The sequence below is a fragment of the Mesorhizobium sp. WSM3868 genome (assembly GCF_002294785.1).
Lineage (GTDB): Bacteria > Pseudomonadota > Alphaproteobacteria > Rhizobiales > Rhizobiaceae > Mesorhizobium.
The window spans coordinates 124,793-142,229 of the sequence record NZ_NSGB01000006.1 but is presented as its reverse complement, the minus strand read 5'-3'; the positions used below and the strand labels follow the sequence as shown (position 1 = coordinate 142,229).

Annotated in this window: 16 protein-coding genes; 8 read left to right on the top strand and 8 right to left on the bottom strand. The window is 63.5% G+C overall.

All coding sequences use genetic code 11. From position 1 onward, the window contains the following. Positions 1–64 precede the first annotated feature (64 nt). A complete protein-coding gene (locus CK221_RS12270) occupies positions 65–2,662 on the top strand; it encodes an AMP-binding protein (RefSeq protein WP_095777905.1) in 2,598 nt (865 codons plus the stop codon). Positions 2,663–2,687: 25 nt separating this feature from the next. Here CK221_RS12270 and CK221_RS12265 read toward each other — a convergent pair whose 3' ends face one another. Continuing rightward, a complete protein-coding gene (locus CK221_RS12265; RefSeq protein ID WP_095778015.1) occupies positions 2,688–3,077 on the bottom strand; it encodes an SET domain-containing protein-lysine N-methyltransferase in 390 nt (129 codons plus the stop codon). A 100-nt stretch (positions 3,078–3,177) separates the two neighbouring features. Then, positions 3,178–5,277, bottom strand: coding sequence for a S9 family peptidase (locus CK221_RS12260; protein WP_095777904.1), 2,100 nt, complete (start codon positions 5,275–5,277; stop codon positions 3,178–3,180). A gap of 120 nt (positions 5,278–5,397) precedes the next feature. Between CK221_RS12260 and CK221_RS12255 the strand changes: the two genes are divergently transcribed. Continuing rightward, a complete protein-coding gene (locus tag CK221_RS12255) occupies positions 5,398–5,766 on the top strand; it encodes a hypothetical protein (RefSeq protein WP_066997667.1) in 369 nt (122 codons plus the stop codon). Positions 5,767–6,177: 411 nt separating this feature from the next. Next, entirely contained in the window at positions 6,178–6,606 is a 429-nt protein-coding gene (locus CK221_RS12250) for a MucR family transcriptional regulator (RefSeq protein WP_067320912.1), read from the top strand. A gap of 130 nt (positions 6,607–6,736) precedes the next feature. Here CK221_RS12250 and CK221_RS12245 read toward each other — a convergent pair whose 3' ends face one another. Together CK221_RS12245 and CK221_RS12240 are read right to left on the bottom strand one after the other, a co-directional pair. Then, positions 6,737–7,165 carry a SufE family protein gene (locus CK221_RS12245; protein WP_066997661.1) on the bottom strand — a complete coding sequence of 143 codons (429 nt, stop codon included), beginning with the start codon at positions 7,163–7,165 and terminating at the stop codon, positions 6,737–6,739. Positions 7,166–7,276: 111 nt separating this feature from the next. Beyond that, complete coding sequence (locus tag CK221_RS12240) at positions 7,277–7,669, bottom strand: DUF5330 domain-containing protein (RefSeq protein WP_095777903.1); 393 nt, start codon at positions 7,667–7,669, stop codon at positions 7,277–7,279. Between the two features lie 531 nt (positions 7,670–8,200). Here CK221_RS12240 and CK221_RS12235 point away from each other — a divergent pair. The 3 genes from CK221_RS12235 (at position 8,201) to CK221_RS12225 (ending at position 11,116) form a co-directional block, all read left to right on the top strand. Beyond that, positions 8,201–9,943, top strand: coding sequence for a PAS domain-containing sensor histidine kinase (locus tag CK221_RS12235; protein ID WP_095777902.1), 1,743 nt, complete (start codon positions 8,201–8,203; stop codon positions 9,941–9,943). Beyond that, positions 9,918–10,700 carry a peptidoglycan-binding protein gene (locus CK221_RS12230; RefSeq protein ID WP_095777901.1) on the top strand — a complete coding sequence of 261 codons (783 nt, stop codon included), beginning with the start codon at positions 9,918–9,920 and terminating at the stop codon, positions 10,698–10,700. Before CK221_RS12235 ends, CK221_RS12230 begins: the two co-directional genes overlap by 26 nt. A gap of 68 nt (positions 10,701–10,768) precedes the next feature. Continuing rightward, positions 10,769–11,116 (top strand): DUF1491 family protein, encoded by a 348-nt coding sequence (locus CK221_RS12225; RefSeq protein WP_066997648.1) that lies wholly within the window; start codon positions 10,769–10,771, stop codon positions 11,114–11,116. Positions 11,117–11,176: 60 nt separating this feature from the next. On the opposite strand, the gene CK221_RS12220 is transcribed toward CK221_RS12225, so the two are convergent. From CK221_RS12220 to CK221_RS12205, 3 genes are all read right to left on the bottom strand, one after another. Further along, the gene (locus CK221_RS12220) at positions 11,177–12,172 is read right to left on the bottom strand and encodes a DUF2336 domain-containing protein (RefSeq protein ID WP_095777900.1); all 996 of its coding nucleotides are present in this window, start codon (positions 12,170–12,172) and stop codon (positions 11,177–11,179) included. Positions 12,173–12,551: 379 nt separating this feature from the next. After that, positions 12,552–13,100, bottom strand: a complete 549-nt coding sequence (locus CK221_RS12210) for a DUF1254 domain-containing protein (RefSeq protein ID WP_095777898.1) — start codon at positions 13,098–13,100, stop codon at positions 12,552–12,554. Next, positions 13,093–13,677, bottom strand: coding sequence for a DUF1214 domain-containing protein (locus CK221_RS12205; RefSeq protein WP_095777897.1), 585 nt, complete (start codon positions 13,675–13,677; stop codon positions 13,093–13,095). Before CK221_RS12205 ends, CK221_RS12210 begins: the two co-directional genes overlap by 8 nt. 273 nt (positions 13,678–13,950) lie before the next feature. Between CK221_RS12205 and CK221_RS12200 the strand changes: the two genes are divergently transcribed. After that, positions 13,951–14,904: a hypothetical protein gene (locus tag CK221_RS12200; RefSeq protein WP_348628430.1), complete on the top strand. Its 954-nt coding sequence runs from the start codon at positions 13,951–13,953 to the stop codon at positions 14,902–14,904. Positions 14,905–14,963: 59 nt separating this feature from the next. Next, positions 14,964–15,143: a DUF930 domain-containing protein gene (locus CK221_RS31245; protein WP_348628435.1), complete on the top strand. Its 180-nt coding sequence runs from the start codon at positions 14,964–14,966 to the stop codon at positions 15,141–15,143. Positions 15,144–15,199: 56 nt separating this feature from the next. Here CK221_RS31245 and CK221_RS12195 read toward each other — a convergent pair whose 3' ends face one another. Further along, positions 15,200–17,356, bottom strand: a complete 2,157-nt coding sequence (locus CK221_RS12195; RefSeq protein WP_095777896.1) for a penicillin-binding protein 1A — start codon at positions 17,354–17,356, stop codon at positions 15,200–15,202. Positions 17,357–17,437 lie beyond the last annotated feature (81 nt).

Below are 17,437 nucleotides of genomic sequence, written 5' to 3'. Positions count from 1 at the left end.
TGACTTTAATAGTCATGTATCATACGCGCTTCGGCCAGTTTCCAGGCGGACCGAAGCCTTGCCCATGCACTCTCTCGACCTTGTGTCTGAATTCGCCCGTGGCGAGCAGCGCGCAGCATTTCTCTTCGCCGACGGGCGCAGCCTGTCTTATGCGGAGCTCGACGACCTTGCGCAGCACTTCGCCACGCGGCTGGGGGATGAGGGAAAGCAGCTCGTCGCTATCTCAGCGGAACCCTCCGAGCATGCGGTCGTCGCCTATCTTGGAGCCCTGCGAGCGGGTCATGCGGTGGCCATGCTGCCGCCTTGCGACAAAAGGGTCTGGGACGATTTCCTGGCGGTCTTCCAGCCGGATTTCACCTATCGCCGAGCCGATGGCCGCTGGCGTCTCGTGAAGGAAGCTCGGCCCGCGAGGGACATTGAGCCGCTGCATCCTGATCTCGCGCTGCTGCTGATGACGTCCGGCAGCTCGGGCGCCGCCAAGGCGGTCAGGCTCTCCTATGCCAATCTCGAAGCCAATGCGCGCGCCATCACGACTTATCTCGAACTCTCGTCCGCCGACCGGGCCGCTCTCATGCTGCCGCTGCACTATTCCTACGGACTGTCGGTTCTCAATTCGCATCTGATTGCCGGCGGCAGCATCCTCTTCCCCGGTGTTTCCGCGATGGACGGCGATTTCCTCCAGATAATCGCCGACGGTGGCTGCACCAATCTGTCCGGCGTCCCGTATTCCTACGAACTCCTGGAACGGATGCGTTTCCGCGACGCTAAGCTCAAGGGTTTGCGCATGATGACGGTGGCGGGTGGACAGCTCAGCCCCGACGTCATCCGCCTGTACAGGGATCATTTGCGCGCCGTGGGCGGGCGTTTCTTCGTCATGTATGGTCAAACCGAGGCGACGGCGCGTATCGCTTTCGTGCCGCCGGAGAGCCTGTCCGACCGGGAGGAGCGGATCGGCGTCGCCATCCCAGGCGGCAGCCTCGGCATTGTCGACGACAAGGGGGAGCCGGTCAGCCGCTCGGGCATCCCTGGAGAACTCGTCTATCGCGGCCCGAACGTCATGATGGGTTACGCCGAGCAGCGTTGCGATCTGGTGCGCGGGGCTGAGGTCGAGACCCTGAACACCGGCGATATTGCCGTCCAGGACGAGCATGGTTTCTTCCGCATCGTCGGGCGCAAGAGCCGCTTTTCCAAGATTGCCGGCCTCAGGATCGGCTTCGATATCATGGAGCAGGCGCTAGAGCGGGCGGGCATTGCGGCCGCGGTGCTCGGCGACGATCGAGGCCTACAGGCCTATGTGACCGGCCCCGGCTCGGCAGGCAGGGCACAGCGTATCCTGGCCGAAGTCAGCCGCTTGCCCGCCAATCTGGTTCGAGTTTCGACGCGCGGCGACTTTCCCAGGCTAGCCTCGGGCAAGATCGACTATAGCTGCCTGCAACGCGAGATGTTGCTGGGACGGGCGGAAATCCGCTCCGAACGTGGCGGCGTGCCCGGAGCCTATGCCCGCGTGTTCTATCCGCTTCCGGTCGGCCGCGCTGACAGCTTTGTGTCGCTCGGCGGAGATTCCCTTCGCTTCTTGCAATTGGCTCTGGAACTCGAACGGCTCGGCTTGGAACTGCCGGACGGCTGGGAACGACTAAGCGTTGGAGACCTGACAAATCTTCATTCGGCGAAACGGTCTTTCATGCCGGACCAGGCAAACGAGACGCCTGTCGACATCGTGCTGAGGGCCTTCGCCATCCTGCTGGTGGTCGTGCATCACGAGACGCTGTGGCCTATCCCAGGCGGCTCCGGCATCATGATGCTGCTTGTCGGCTACAGCCTTGCGCGGTTTCAGTCGGTCCATTTGTTTGCCGGTCGGATCCGGTACGCGCTGAAACCTGCGATCGGCGTCCTGATCCCTTATTTTCTCATAGTCGCCGCTTACTCCCTCGCCTGGCAGGCGGCGCCCTGGGCCTCGGTGACCCTTACCGGCAACTTCGGCTATGCCGAACCGGAACGTCACGAGATGATCCCGTATCTCTACTGGTTCATCGAGGCCTATGCTCAGACGCTGCTGGTCTTCGCTCTCACCTTTGGCGTTCCGGTTTTACGCAAGCTCGCCCAGGCTCGACCCTTTGCCTTCTCGATCGGACTATTGGCGTTTGCCGCCGCTGCGCGCTTCTCAGTCCCATTGTTCCTGGACTTAGGCAGCCGTCAGATCTTCGCGATCTACTGGGTCTTCCACCTTGCGGTCTTCGGCTGGTGCGCCGGTTTGGCCGACACTCCCGCCAGAAAAGTCGTCGTGACCGCATTTGCCACTGCCGTATTGGGGTATCTAGCTTTTTGGGAGTCGGTCTGGCTGGGTACGACGGTCAAGTATTTGACGATCTTCGCGGCGCTCTCGGCTCTTCTTTACCTGCCGCGTGTTCGCCTGCCTGCTGGTTTGGGGCAGGCGGTTATGCAGGTAGCCGTCGCGGCTTTCCCGATCTACTTGGTCCATCGCTTCGTCCCGGAGCTTTTGATGGCACCCGTCGCAGGCTGGCTGCCGGCTCCAGGCTTCCAACTGCTTGCGATCGCCGGCGGCGTCGCTTTGGGCGTCATCGCCGGCAAAGCCTTGGCCGCCATCCGACATCTGCGCGGCAGATTGGCCATGGAGCGCTTGCCGGAATTGCTCTCGGCGTGAGACGCCTCGTCCGCGGTCGCTCCGATTACGCGTGGCGGTCGCCCAAAAAATCGAAGCCGTTTTCGAAGAAGTGGTTGTAGTCGCAGGTCAGTTCCTCGCCGGGCGCGATGTCGCGCAGCGCGTAGGTTTCCTCCGGCGAGGAGACGTCGCAGTTCGGCTCGTCGGCATGGTTCATGTAGCGCGCATCGTCCGCCTCGAAGACGATATAATTCCGGTCGCGCCTGTCCGGATAGGAGTACCGATCGAGGTAGGACTTCACCGGGCCGCTTTCGTTCTCATAAGTGTCGATCGAAATGCGGCGGTCGAATCTTGGATCGAGCTTCCAGATCAACGTGCCCTTTGGAATGCGGTGTTTGGCGAAGACACCGATGCCCTGGATGGGCGATTTGTCGAGATAGACGTCGACGAGCAGCATGACGAACCCTGCGAATGACGGATGGCGCGGCCCGAACCGGCCGCGACCAAAAACGAGGCGCATTGCGTAGCGCGAGGTGCTCGCGATTGCGAGGGAAAAATCAGGCCTTGCCGGTCACTTTCAACGCAAAGGCGTAGATATACGCGATCTCCTCCAGGCGCGAGAACCGGCCCGAGGCGCCGGCATGGCCGGACTCCATGTTGATCTTGAACAGCACCGGATTGTCGCCCGCCTTGCGGTCGCGCAGCCGCGCCACCCATTTGGCCGGCTCCCAATAGGTAACGCGCGGGTCGGTCAGACCTGCCAGCGCCAGGATCGGCGGATAGTCGAGCGCCGCGACATTGTCGTAGGGCGAATAGGCAGCGATCGTCGCGTAGTCCTCGGCCGAGGCGATCGGATTGCCCCATTCGGGCCATTCCGGCGGCGTCAGCGGCAGGCTGGCGTCGAGCATGGTGGTGAGCACGTCGACGAACGGCACCTCGGCGACGATGCCGCCGAAGCTTTCGGGTGCCATGTTGGCGATCGCCCCCATCAGCATGCCGCCGGCCGAGCCGCCCTGCGCGACGATGCGATCGTGCGACGTGTAGCGCTCGGCCACGAGATGGCGCGCCGAGGCGATGAAATCGGTGAAGGTGTTCAGCTTGTGCCGGCGCTTGCCGTCGTCATACCAGCCGTAGCCCTTGTCCTTGCCGCCGCGCACATGGGCAATGGCGTAGACGAAGCCGCGGTCGACCAGCGACAGGCAATTGGTGTTGAAGGCGGCGGGAACCGTGATGCCATAGGAGCCGTAGCCGTAGAGCAGGCAGGGCGCCGAGCCATCAAGCGGCGTGTCGCGATGGTGGATCAGCGAGATCGGCACCAGCTCGCCGTCGGCAGCCGGCGCCATCAGCCGGCGCGTGACATAATGCTCCGGATCGTGGCCCGATGGCACCTCCTGCGTCTTCAAGAGAACGCGCTCGCGGCTGCGCATGTTGTAGTCGAACACCTGTGCCGGTGTCGTCATCGACGAATAGGTGAAGCGCATGACTTCGGTGTCGTATTCGTAGGAGCCGGAAAGGCCGAGCGAGAAGGCCTCCTCGTCGAAGGCAATGAGGTGCTCCTCGCCGTTTGCCCGATCGCGCACCACGATGCGCGGCAGGCCCTCCTTGCGTTCCAGCCTGACCATGTGGTGCCTGAAGCCGAGCACCGACAGGATCAGCCGGCCGGGCTCGTGCGGCACCAGTTCCTTCCAGTTGGCCTGCACCGGATCTTCGACCGGCGCGGTCATGATCTTGAAGTCCTTGGCGCCGTCGGCATTGGTGAGGATGAAAAAGACGTCACCACCTTCCTCCAGGTCATATTGCAGGCCGGTCTCGCGCGCCGCCACCAGCTTCGGCTCGGCGAACGGCTCGTCGGCGCGCAGAAGCCGGTATTCGGAGGTTTCATGATCGTTGATGCCGATCATGATCCAGTCGTTGGAACGCGTGCCGCTGACATCCATGAAGAAGCCGGCATCCGTCTCTTCGTAAATCAGCCGGTCGTTGTCCGGATTGTCGCCAAGCGCGTGGAAGAACACTTTTGACGGGCGGTGGCTGTCGTCGAGGCGGGTGTAGAAAAAGCCGTCGTCTCCGGCATTCCACACGCCGCCGCCACCTGTATCCGGAATCTGATCGGTGAGTTCTTTCCCGCTGGCGATGTCCCGCACGCGCAGCGCGAAGAACTCCGAGCCCTTGTCGTCGAAAGCCCAGAGCAGCTTGCGATGGTCGGCCGAATGGTCGAATCCGCCAAGACGGAAATAGGGCTTGCCTTCGGCTTCCGCATCGCCGTCGAGCAGGATCTCCTCAATGCCGCCATCACGCGGCGTGCGGAAGTAGCGCGGTTGCTCGCCGCCGAGCTTGAACGACGAGCCATAGGCGTAGGGACCGTCCTTCATCGGCACGGTGGAGTCGTCCTCCTTGATGCGCCCCTTCATCTCGGCGAACAATTTGCGGCGCAGCTCGGCCGTGTCGGCCATCAGCGTTGCCTGGTAGGCATTCTCGGCCTCGAGATGAGCGCGGATCGCGCCGTCGAGCAGTGCAGGGTCCCTGAACATCGCCTGCCAGTTGGCGGCCCGCATCCAGGCGTAGTCATCGGTGCGGGTGATGCCGTGATGAACGTCGAAGATGGGGCGTTTCTCGGGCCGCGGCGGGATGGCGGTCGGGAAGACGGAGGTTCTGGTCATTGCGTCTCGCTATGGAATTGCCTGAAATTTGCTTGAATGGCGAATGAACGCGTCGCTCAGCAGCGGTTCAAAGGGCGGGGTTTAAGGTGGTCTACACAAGGTAAGTCGAAAGGGGAAAAGATGAAATCCTATGTTCGAGCCGCCGTGGCTTTTGCTGTCGCTTCGGCGGTCCTGGCCTTTTCCGGCCAGTCTCATGCAACCGTGTTCGCGGCCTGGCAAGTGGCTGGCGTGCCGTTCGGCGACACGCTCAACGCGCGCAAGTATCCGTCAAACACATCGCAAAGACAGGCGGCCTATCCGAATGGCACTGTCTTGCAGATGACCGGCCGTTGCACGGGCGGGATAGATCTGCTCGACATTGCCGGCCAACCGCACTGGAAGCAGCGGCAGGCGATCCGCTACCGCTGGTGCGAGGTCTGGCACGATCCGGCGCAGAACGGTGATTTTGTTACCGGCTGGGTCTACGGCAAGTACATCAAACCCCACTGAGAGGTTCGTCGAGGCGACTTGGCTGTTTGACGCGAGGATGAATGTCCGCGCCATGATCCATAGGATTCTTCGCCCACCGGGCGGCCAAACATTAGTTTAGCCAAGCATAAAGAACCTGTTTTGACGCGACCAGAGGTGTAAAAGCGTGCTTGGCGCCACGTCAGGCTGCACTGGTCCGGCCAAAAAAATCTCGCTAAGTTACACGGCACACGAATTTTTGAAGCTGAACGGGCAATATTTGATGAATATCGCCGAATATAATTCAATAGGTGAATTGACTTACTTGCAGCACAGGGTCATTAAGATGACGCGACGCGAATCGCAGGGCTTGCCTGCATGAATTTCGCGCGATGCCCGATCCAGAAAAAGGGCGCAGTCTAGAAAACAAACTCTCGTTGGGGCCTGAGCACAATGGATATCGTCGAAACACCTTCAAGGAATGGGGACGCGCTAATCGAGCTGACTGCCGATGTCGTCGCGGCCTATGTCAGCAACAACCCGGTGCCGGTCGGCGAACTGCCGAACCTGATTGCCGACGTCCATGCTGCGCTCGGCCGCGTCGGCGGCACGACGGAGCAGCCTTCGGCAGAGAAGCAGAAGCCGGCCGTCAACCCGAAGCGCTCCGTGCATGACGACTACATCGTCTGTCTCGAAGACGGCAAGAAGTTCAAGTCGCTGAAGCGCCACCTTATGACGCACTACAACCTCACCCCGGAAGAATACCGCGAGAAGTGGGGCCTGGACGCCAACTATCCGATGGTTGCTCCCAACTACGCAGCCGCCCGTTCGCAGTTGGCCAAGAAGATGGGCCTCGGCCGCAAGCCCAAGGGTCGCCGGTAGCAGCTTCCGCAAGTCGGCAAAAGCGACGGCGCCCGCGGGGCGCCGTTTTGCTTTTGAGGTATTTCACGGATGTCTTGCTGCGAACGGGTGAACCCGCCGCAGTGCGGCTTGTTGCCGGGCTTGGGTAGAGTCAGGCGGTTTGCTTCAAGGCGGCTTCGGCATCGCGCTTGATGCGCTTGACCATTGAGCGAAGGCCGTTGGCGCGCTGCGGCGACAGATGCTCGTCGAGGCCGAGTTCTTTCAGCGTCACTTCCGCATCGGTGTTCTGGATTTCACTGGCCGGCCGGCCCGAGAACAGCGCCAGCATGATGGCGACAAGGCCGCGCACGATGTGGGCGTCGGAATCGCCGCGAAAGCTGACCACCGGATCGACGCCTTCTCCCTGCTCGGTGGTCAACCACACCTGGCTGACGCAGCCCGGCACCTTGTTGGCCGGTGTGCGTTCGGCCTCGGGAAACGGAGGCAGCGCCTCGCCGAGCTCGATGACATAGCGGTAGCGGTCCTCCCACTCGTCGAGCAGGGAGAAATCGTCGCGGATCGTTTCGATCGAGGTCGTCATTGCCCGCATATAGTGACCCGGCGCCGCGACGTCACGGAAAAAGAAAGACGCCGCGGGCGTCGAGAGGTCGGGCGGGCCCGCGGCGTTAGAGCATTTCCAGAAAAAGCAATCTCAGTTTTTCGCCGTCAGCATCACCGGGATGTTGACTTTGGCGGGCAGGACGATGTCCTCGGCGACGCTGCCGGTGGTCTCGCCAGACGTCTCCGCTACCTTCGCAGCGGGCGCGGCCGTCTTTTCCGACTGCTGGTCATCAAGCATGGCGGCGGCGATCTTGGCTGTCTCCTTGGCGCGCACGGTGATGGTGTGCATGGCCGATTTGCCGGTCTCGCAAACATCCGGCTTGCGCCCGCAGATGCCGGCAATGTCGCCGACCGCCTCGCGCGCCGCAAACAGCGCCTGGATCGGCCCGACCGCCTCGCGGCCATCCTCGTCGGGGCCGACGCTGAGCGGCAGCGCCAAGAGCACCAGCGAAAACCAGAAAGCCATCCTGATCAGAAAGCCCATCTCGATGCCTCGTCGTGATCGGATCATGCATCCATGGGCATGACCTCTTTTTATGGACATGACAATGGCACGAAGGCGCGAAGCGTGGCTTGCGCCGAAGCCGCGAATTTTCTTCAAATTTTAGATAAAGTCGAAAGGATTGGTTTTCGCTATTGATCTAACTCAAATCTGATCCACTGTATTAACTTTGAAATAACCATCTATGCGGCTGTTTCAAAAGAAAAATTTTGGAAAGGGCGAGCATCGGCACTGGGTTTTCGGGAGGCCAGGCGAGCCGCGCTGTGGCTAACGCTCCATTTACCATGGCGGCAGATCGACGGTCTTTGGGGTGTCGGCGTCCCGATATTTGCCGCGGGCAGGGCGCTCGCCTTCCCTGCCTTATCCATTCCTTAAACGCTGGATGCGACTTTCAATCCAATCAAGAGTCACCTGCAAAAGCAGGGCAATTCACGACCGGGTCCGAGTGCGTTGAGTTCGATTACGGCCAGATACGTTCCTCTGCCTGGCGCGGTTGCCGCCGGCTGCGAACGCATGGTTCATCCGACCGTCACGGACGAGGCTGAGCGCCTGCGTCAGCGCCGCTTCATCGGCGTCATGCTCGCCACTCCCTTCCTCGCCGCGGGTGCGGCGGTGACGCTGGTCACCTCAAGTCTGGGTGCCGCCGTTACCGTGGCTGCGATCTTCGGCGCTTTCGGTCTGTGCTGGTTCGCAGCGCTTCTGGTTGCCGCCACCGGCCGCATGACGCTCGCCGGCCGTGCCTCGGTGGCGACGGGCGGCCTCGCGCTTGCCGGCGCAATTGCCGCGGCGGGTGGTCTGGCGTCGCCCGTCGCGCTGCTTGCCGTGGCTTTGCCGGTCGAGTCTTGGTGGATCGCCGGGTCGCGCCGCGCAGCAACTTCAGGCGCGCTGGCGGCATTCGGCGCCATCCTGCTGCAGCCTTTCGCAAACCAGTTCCTGCCGCTAGGCGAGGCTGCGATCGCCGGTTGGCACTGGCTGCTGCCGCTTGCCTGGGCGCTTACGCTCCTGCCGCGCGCGGCGGCCTTCGCCAATCCCGCCGATGCGCGTCAGGCTGAGCCTGCGGTGGACCGTCTCGAAGAGACGATCGATGCCGTCGTGCTGCGCGTCGGCCGCCAGGGCGAGGTACTCGACGCTTCGGCCAAGGCGCGTTCCATTCTGAAGCTGGCGCCGGAGCTCCTGCTCGGTACCGGCTTGTTCGAGCGCGTCCATCTTTCCGATCGCGTCGCCTATCTCACCGCCCTCGCGGACATGCGCGACGGCGCGCCGAAGCGCCGGCTCGACCTGCGCATCCGCTTGCCGCGCGACGGTGGCGGCTCGGCCGACAATTTCCGCCCGTTCCGCCTTGAATTGCTGCGCGGCGCGCCGGAGCAGGACATCTTCACCTTCGTCCTTCGTGAGAATGACGAGGTTTCCGCGCTCCGCGAAGAGCTTGCCACGGCGAGGGAGGCTGCGGCTGCCGCCGAAGTGGCCAAGAGGCGTTTCCTGGCGGTGGTCAGCCACGAGCTGCGCACGCCGCTCAATGCCATCATCGGCTTCTCCGACATGCTGCTGCACGAGATGTTCGGCGCCTTCCGCGATCCGCGCCAGAAGGAATATGTCGCCCTGGTCAGGGAGTCCGGCCAGCATCTTTTGTCCGTCGTCACCTCGATCCTCGATGTCTCGCGCATAGAGGCAGGCGCCTATGCCACCGAGCTCGAGCCGTTCCGCTTCGCCGATGCGGCCGACATGTGCCGCTCGATGATGCGGCCGCTGGCGGAGGCCAAGAGCATCGCGCTCGGCGCGCAGATCGCGCCTGACGCCGGCGAGATCAATGCCGATCGCCGCGCCGTGCAGCAGATCCTGATCAATCTCGTTTCGAACGCCGTGAAGTTCACGCCTGACGGCGGCAGCGTGGTGATCGGCGCCAAGCGGGTCGGCTCGCGGCTGCATTTCTGGGTGAGTGACACCGGCATCGGCATCGCCGACGAGGATATGGCCAACCTCGGCAAGCCGTTCATGCAGATCCAGAACGACTATACGCGCCGTTTCGAGGGAACCGGGCTCGGCCTGTCGCTGGTCAAGGGGCTGGTGGCGCTGCATGAGGGCACGATGTCGATCGAGAGCGCCCCGGGCGAAGGCACGACGGTGACGATCAGCCTGCCGGTGAACGGACCGAAGCGGCGCTCGGGCGCGCCGGCCGACGTGCTGCCGGTGCCGATTGCAAAGCCGAAGGGGGATGCAAATGGGGACAGCAATGGCTCGCTCCGCAAGACGGCCTAAAGTGGTCGAACCCGAGCGTGGCTTGCTTGCCGAGAGCGCTGCGGCGGTTGGCCAGATGATCTCGCGCAACCCGGTTCTGGTCGGCGGCTCGACCGCCTTCCTGGTGACGCTCTTCTACGTTTCGGCCAACGCGCTCTGGTACCAGCCTTTTCCGCACACGAGCGCCTTCTTCGCCACCAGGAGCATCGAGAATTTCCCGCATGCCGTCTCGGATGAGCCGGAGACCACCATCAACATCGTGCGGCAGGCGCAGCCCGCTCCCAAGCCCGATCCGGTCGTCCAGCAGGTGCAGGGCATACTGAAGGACCTCAATTTCTACGACGGCACCGTCGACGGCCTCACGGGCCCAGCCACGCGCAAGGCCATCCAGGCCTATCAGCTCAAGGTCGGGCTGCCCGCCTCCGGCGATATCGACGGCGCGCTGCTCGATCAGCTTGGCGCCAGGCAAACGACTGCGGCCATTCCGCATCCGGCCCCGAGACCGGCCGACAGGGCGACGGCCCAGGCCGCCGGACCAGCGGCCATTCCGGTCTCCGCCCCGGCCAACGGCGCAACGCAGGCGCCCGACGCCCGCATCGTCAAGATCCAGGCTGGTCTGAAGGCCTTCGGCAATGACGATATGCAGCTCGACGGCGTCGTAGGCGCCCGGACCAAGTCTGCGATCAAGGAATTCCAGGCGCTGTTCGGCCTGCCCGAGACCGGTGAGCCGGACGAAGTGGTCTATGCCAAGATGCGCGAGATCGGCCTGACAAACTGAGGGCTGCCGGCTTTTCGGTTCCATTGCCGATGCTGTAAGGAACCGCGCATGCCATCCGGAACCCTGCCATGCGCGTGACTACCGATCTGTGGGTATCGGCCCTTCTGCGCCGTGTCTTCACCGCCGGCGGTTTTGCTGCCGTGGTCAAGCGCGGCGCGACCGAGGCCGGCGCCGTCTTCGTGTTGTCGCGCGGCCGGCTGGGCGAGGTGGCTCTGTACGGACCGGCGCCGCAAACGAGCTACGATTCGGCCAAGCCCGACGAGCGCTTCTTCACCTTGCTCGATTCTGGCGACGATAGCTCGGCATTCGATGCAAGGCTGGAAAAGGAAAAGAGATTCGATCCCGACATCTGGGTGGTCGAGATCGAGGCCGGCTCCGTTCCGGTCGAGGAGCTTGTGTCCGTGAAGGCGGAATAGAGGCGGCGGCCCGGCGTCCCGACCGGCCACGGAAACGCTGTGCACTTCCCTGGAATTGGGTCAGGACGCCTTGCGGCCGGCGGCCTTGTCATCGCTGTTCGATGCGTGGCGCCCTGTCTCGATGGCATTGCCGCGGATCGCCCGAGACAGCGTTTCGGCTTTCCAGGCCCGCACCTTGCCGAGCGCTGCCTCGCGATGCAGCAGCCGATAGCGGTCGAGGAACAGACGGATTGCCTGGGGATGCGGAAACTCGCCGGGATGGACCGCGACCGCGATCAGGAAGGCCCTGTCTTCGCTTAGGTCGAGCGCCTTGAGCGCCGCAAGCAGCGCTGCGTAGCCCGATTGCTCTGTAATTGAGCGGGCTGTGGCAAAATCGATGTCGAGCGCATCGGCAAGCGCTGTCTGGAAGAAAGCAAGGTTGCCCGTCAGCGCCGTCTCGCGCAGCTTCAGATAAGTCGGCTGTCCGAGGAACAGGTTGACAGCGGCACTTTCGCCGGCGGGCCGCATCATCGAGCGCAGGCGTCGCCGCGCGCTTTCCTCAGATACGCCGGGATCCGGGCGGCTGTCTTCTGTTGCGGAAGCGGCCGGTTTCACCGGCGCGAGTTTCGTGACCGTCTCCGGCGGCCGCGTGTTGACCAGCGTCGGCTTCTCCAGCGCGCGGATCAGGTGGGCGATGGTTGCGTTGAGTTCCTTGCGGCGAGCGATTGCGCGCGCGTGGGGCAGGCCATGGCGGCCGATCAGCGCGATGAGATCGATGTCGCTCAGCGCGTTCGAGCGGGTAAGCAGCGGCGCCGCAATCTCGACCGGCTCCTCGGCCAGCCGCCGCACCAACGCGGCCGGTGCATATTCGCATTCGGAAAGGGCGGCGGCGACATAGCGGCGCGATTCGACCGACACTTCGTCGAACAGCGGCAGCGTCAGATCCTCGAGTTGGGCGATTTCGCGCCGCGACGGGCGCGTCAGCGAGCAGAAGGCCGACACGGCGGCGCGGAACAGCCTTTCGGCTTTTCCCGCTTCGGTCCGGATAGCGATGTGCCTGAAATCCGAAGAAGACACGGAGGATACGCCCGATACTCGACACAGACCCGGCCCCGCGCCTCCGGCCGGGCCGGTTTCGCGTCTCCAGGGAACAAACATCAAATTAGCCGCGATCCGTTAGCGCTCCGTTAACCCTCTGCCCGCCTTAATCGACTTTGGAGGCGTTGCGTTGTGCTCCGGTCAAACCGAGAGGAATACGCGAACCATGGGAATGGTCTTGTCTTTCGTGCCGCGAGCGGCACCCGTCAATCGAGTAACCCACGACACCGACACGGCAGCGGCTGTCATCATCTTCCCCGGCGTCCGCTATGAGCCACAGCCGCAGGTTGGCGCGGCGCGTCCGGACGGCCCGGACAAGCCTGGGTCGCCACTAATGCCGCATCACTGAGCTGACTCTTCAGTATTCCTGCAGCTCGCAGGCACTCTGTTCGAGAAAGCGCGACACGATCGGCTTCCAGCTATCGTCCGGCACGAAGGCGCGGACGACAAAGATGCCCTCCTCGATCGGCGCCTCGACAAAGATCGCGCCCTGCAAGTCCTCGGGAAGATCGCGCCGCACGTCGATCATCTGCGCCGGTGTCAGCACCACGGCATCGAGCTTTTCGCTGTTCGCATTGTGGTCGTTGAAGGAATAGATGTTATGGCCGCTGCGGTCATAGACCGAGGCCGACCAGAACGGCACGTCGCCCGGCGCCCGGATCCGTACCAGCCCGTCGGCGAGATTGAAGCGGCAGGCGGCCGCGTAGAACATGGGGTCGACCGACTTCACCACAGGCGCACCGCCAGCCTCCGCGTCCAGGCGCGTCATCTTATAGAGGTGGGAGGCCATTGCCAGCCGCGACCAGGCATCGCGCTCGGAAAATTCCGGCACCAAAAACAGCACCGCGATATGCACGATGCCGGCGCCGAGCAGGCCGAGGACCAGGGCGTGCAGCAGGCTACGCATGGCAACCCGCCTTCAGAATGCGCGGCAGCGCCACGTCGGAAAGCCCAGTGCTGCTCGCGATCGGCGTGTCGTAGAAGGTCAGCACGAAATACATCTTGCCGAAGCCGGCCGTCAGCAGCCAGTTGCCCGGGGCAGGGCGGTCGCCGACGGAGATGACGACCGAATTGTCGGGCCGGCGCAGCACTTCGTAGGATTGCAGCGCCGCCTGTCTCGCCTTGCCGGTGTCGATGACGCCGAGCGACTGGTCGGCGGCATAAAGCGTCCAGAACCGGGCCGTCGGGTAGCCGCCCTCGATCGAATAGGCGCATTCCCGCTTCAGCGGCTGGCCGGCTTCGTCGCGCTCGGCGACGAAGGATAACCCTTCCGCCCGGCCGAGCGCCAGCACGCCCTCACGCGCCACGCGCGCCTTGGAGTAGGGGTCGGAGCCTTCCGTGCCGATTTCAGGAAAAGCTGTCCATTGGCCGATGCGGATCGCACCGACCCCGTCCTGCGCGTTGAGCGCGTACCAGACACTGCCGCCGCCAAGGCCGATGGCCATGGCAAGCGAAAGCAGCGTGAGGGAGACGGTCTTGAGCATGGAAGGCCGGAACTGAGAGGGTTGCCCGGGATATCGCGGCGCGGGGCCTCGTGGCAAGCCGGCTTGCCTTGGGCATGGCGATATTCAGGTGGTTGCGGCCTGCAGTAGTATGACGTTCCCATGTCGGCGACCGGCCTGTCACGGACAAAGTCCCGACCGCGCCGCTCCTGATTCTCGGCGGCGCTGCACGTGGCCATCCAATCACTGACTTGTCAGGCGCCGATCCGATGCCTGTGCTTGCAGCCGCCGCCATTTCGTTCCACATCGGTCGGGATGAAGGGCGAGACCGGAGAGCGGCGTCGGAATTTGCCGTGGGCTTTGCCCGCATCGCTGATGCTGCATGCGCTCATCGCAGCGTTTCTGGTCTATACCTTGCCCAAGCCCGCCCAACAGCCGGATGAGGAACAGCCGGTCAATGTCGCGCTTGTGCCTCCGCCCGAGCAACCTAAGCCGAAGCCTCCGCCCGCACCGCAGCCGAAGGAATTCAAGGCCGAGAAGCCCCCGGAACCGAAAGCCGAAAAACCGCCCGAGCAAAAAGTCAAAAAGCCGCCAGTGCCGGAAAAGCAGCCGCCGAAGCCACCGCCGATCGCGGTGCTAAAGCCCGTTTTCCAGTACGGCAACAAGGACACCGGCCCCAGGAAATCCCTGGATGGAGCCGGCAACCGGGACAACACGCCGTCGCCGGCCAACGATAGCGATACCAAGCCGCCCGCCGTGGCGAAGCCTGCACAGAAGCAATCTGCCGCGCCGGCAGATGCCGATCAGCCGGCGGATCAAAGCACGGCTGACGAGAAGCCGGTAATCGCCGCGACGGACGCCGAGCCCACGCAAAGTGAGGAGAAGGCAGCCCAGGACACGGATAAACGGCAGGCTGCCGAGCAAGAGGCAGGAGCGCCAACCGCCGAAAAGCAAACAGCCGCGGCGCCGACGCCGATGGATGCCAAGAGCGGCGATAAGGTCGAGCTTCCGGCCGCGACCGAAAAGCAAAAGCCCAAGCAAGCAAATGCGCTGAAGTTCAGGCTCGCGAAGGTCTCGAAGTCCCGAAGCAAGAGCGCCGGGACGCCAGGTTCCACCAACGCCGCCGTTGCTGCGTCGCCGATCTATTCCGGCCTTCCCGGTGTTCGAAAGCTCTATTCGCAGGGCGCTACCGGCGATGCGCTGGCCACAAGCTCTATGAGCGAGGTGCCTCGCGACCAGCGGGTTGCAACCTTTGCGGCAGCGTTTTGAACGAGGAATTGCAGGGCGCCTCCTATTCTCCCAAATGGCTGCCATCCATTCCGCTGAAGGTGGGCAATGTTCTTAACCCTCCGGTGGCCGCCTTCAGCACGGCAACCACATGGTACCGCCTAAGCTTCCGGTGCGAGGTCGACGCCGATGCGACAAGGGTCTTGTCGTTCAACTTCCGTGTCGGGGCTGAGATCCCACCCGGCGAATGGGCCGGGCTCAAATTGCCTAGTCTCCGCTAAGCTTTCCCGCGAAAGTGGGACCGGTTTCGGAGCAAGCGCATGCGTCGAACGAAGGTTCAAAGCGCGGACAGCGTCTCCGGCAGGGTAGGAGCGTTGAGAACCGGCGCGGCCTGGAAGGATTTGGTCATTGCCCTCAGCGTCTGCGTGGTGCGGCTGGAAAGCACCGGCGGGCGCTCGGCCTCTGCCTGCGCCGCGGCATCGGCAGCCTCCTTCTTCGCCTCTTCCTCGGCCTTGGCCGCGACCTCCGGGTCGACCCAGGGATGATCGAGGCCAGGGATCGGCTTCAGATCGATGTTCTGGTGTGCATAGGCCATCAGCCGCTGCCAGACCATCGCCGGCAGCGACCCGCCGGTCATGTTGTTGGTCGGCGTGAAATCGTCATTGCCGAGCCAGACGGCGGCCGTGTAGTTGCCGGTGAAACCGACGAACCATGCGTCTCGGTAGGACTGCGTGGTGCCGGTCTTGCCCGCGACGACGATGTTGGGAAGCTGCGCGCGCCGCGCCGTGCCGATCGCCGGCACCGCGGCCAGCATGGTGTTCATGTATTTCAGAGCTTTTTCCGACAGCACACGGTGCGGCGGCGGCGCGTCCTTGGCCCAGTCATAGACGACGTCGCCGGTGCGGGTAACGAGCTGCGTGATGCCGTGCCGGGAACCGACGAAGCCGTTCTGCGCGAAGACGCTGTAGCCTGTCGCCTGGTCCATCACCGTCATGAGGGACGTGCCGAGCACCATGGTCTTGTGCGATTCCAGCGGCGATTCGACACCCATGGATTCGGCCATCGCCTTGATCGGGCCGATACCGAGATAGTCCTTGGCAAGCCGCACCGGCACGGTGTTGATCGACTTGGCGATTGCCGTGAGCAGCGTGACGTTTCCGGCCGAGCCGCCATTGTAATTGTGTGGCGACCAACTGCCCCAACTGACGGCGCCGCCGGAAACCACCGAGTCCGGCGTGAAGCCGTGCTCCATCGCGGTGGCATAGACATAAGGCTTGAACGACGACCCGGTCTGCCGCAGCGCCTTGGTGGCGCGGTTGAACTGGCTGGCGCCATAGTCGCGGCCGCCGACGATGGCGCGCACCGCGCCGTTGGTCTCGATCACCACCACCGCGCCCTCGGTAACGTTGTATTCCTTGCCGAACTGGCGGAGATGGAATTCAACCGACTCTTCGGCCGCTTTCTGGATATTGGCGTCGAAGGTCGTATGGGCGACCAGCGAGTGTTGGCCGGGCTTGGCGATCTTCTTGACCTCGTCGAAGGCCCAGTCGAGGAAATAGTCAGGGCTCTTCTGCTCGCCGCGGTCGACGACATCTGCCGGATGCAGCCGCGCCTGCAGCACCTGGCCCTCGGTCATGAAGCCGGCGTCGACAAGGTTGGAGAGCACCACATTGGCGCGCGCACGGGCGGCCGGCAGGTTGATGTGCGGGGCGTATTTGGTGGGCGCCTTGAACAGGCCGGCCAGCATTGCCGCCTCGGCGAGGTTCAGGTCCTTGACGCTCTTGCCGAAATAGAAATCCGCCGCCGCCTCGATGCCGAACGTGCCGCCGCCCATATAGGCGCGGTCGAGATAGAGCTGAAGGATCTCCTTCTTGGAGAGATTGGCCTCCAGCCAGAGCGACAGGAAAGCTTCCTTGATCTTGCGCTCCAAGGTGCGCTCGTTGGACAGGAACAGGTTCTTGGCCAACTGCTGGGTGATGCTGGAGCCGCCCTGGACCACCGAATTGGCGCGCACATTCTCGAAGATCGCGCGCGACAGGCCGAGAACGTCGATGCCGTAGTGATCGAAGAAGCGGCGGTCCTCGGTCGCCAGCACCGCCTTGATGACGATGTCCGGCATCTCGTCGACCGGCACGGAATCGCGCTGGATGATGCCGCGCTGGCCGATCTCGTTGCCGTAGCGGTCGAGGAAGGTGACGGCGAAATCGCCCTGGTTGCGCCAATCGCCGGCGGTGATCTCAAACGCCGGCATGGCCAGCGCCAACAGCACCACGAAGCCGCCGGCTCCCATGGTGAACCCTTCGCTCAGCACCTCGATGATGGCGCGTCGCCAGCCATGCAGGCGGAAGCGGCGGGAAAAGATGGTTGCCGCCTCCCAGAATTCGCGCGCTTTGAAGCTGATCTCGTAGAGCGAGGAATCGAGCCACGCATCGACGGCAAGAGCCGCCGAGGCGATCCGGCCTCTTCTCTTGCGTGGTTTCGAAGGAGTTGGCATTCCAGACTTCGCCCCAATGCGCTTTCGCCCGAAAACAGCATGCGGGCAGTTTCAGGTGGCACCCTGCCAAACTATTCGACC

Bases quoted from the DNA above. Each gene is read 5' to 3' on its own strand.
- CK221_RS12265 (WP_095778015.1), bottom strand. From the start codon at position 3,077: ATGCTGCTCGTCGACGTCTATCTCGACAAATCGCCCATCCAGGGCATC.
- CK221_RS12195 (WP_095777896.1), bottom strand. From the start codon at position 17,356: ATGCCAACTCCTTCGAAACCACGCAAGAGAAGAGGCCGGATCGCCTCG.
- CK221_RS12230 (WP_095777901.1), top strand. From the start codon at position 9,918: ATGGCTCGCTCCGCAAGACGGCCTAAAGTGGTCGAACCCGAGCGTGGC.
- CK221_RS12260 (WP_095777904.1), bottom strand. From the start codon at position 5,277: ATGACCAGAACCTCCGTCTTCCCGACCGCCATCCCGCCGCGGCCCGAG.
- CK221_RS12225 (WP_066997648.1), top strand. From the start codon at position 10,769: ATGCGCGTGACTACCGATCTGTGGGTATCGGCCCTTCTGCGCCGTGTC.
- CK221_RS12270 (WP_095777905.1), top strand. From the start codon at position 65: ATGCACTCTCTCGACCTTGTGTCTGAATTCGCCCGTGGCGAGCAGCGC.
- CK221_RS12210 (WP_095777898.1), bottom strand. From the start codon at position 13,100: ATGCGTAGCCTGCTGCACGCCCTGGTCCTCGGCCTGCTCGGCGCCGGC.
- CK221_RS12250 (WP_067320912.1), top strand. From the start codon at position 6,178: ATGGATATCGTCGAAACACCTTCAAGGAATGGGGACGCGCTAATCGAG.
- CK221_RS12255 (WP_066997667.1), top strand. From the start codon at position 5,398: ATGAAATCCTATGTTCGAGCCGCCGTGGCTTTTGCTGTCGCTTCGGCG.
- CK221_RS12200 (WP_348628430.1), top strand. From the start codon at position 13,951: ATGAAGGGCGAGACCGGAGAGCGGCGTCGGAATTTGCCGTGGGCTTTG.
- CK221_RS12205 (WP_095777897.1), bottom strand. From the start codon at position 13,677: ATGCTCAAGACCGTCTCCCTCACGCTGCTTTCGCTTGCCATGGCCATC.
- CK221_RS12245 (WP_066997661.1), bottom strand. From the start codon at position 7,165: ATGACGACCTCGATCGAAACGATCCGCGACGATTTCTCCCTGCTCGAC.
- CK221_RS12240 (WP_095777903.1), bottom strand. From the start codon at position 7,669: ATGGGCTTTCTGATCAGGATGGCTTTCTGGTTTTCGCTGGTGCTCTTG.
- CK221_RS12235 (WP_095777902.1), top strand. From the start codon at position 8,201: ATGGTTCATCCGACCGTCACGGACGAGGCTGAGCGCCTGCGTCAGCGC.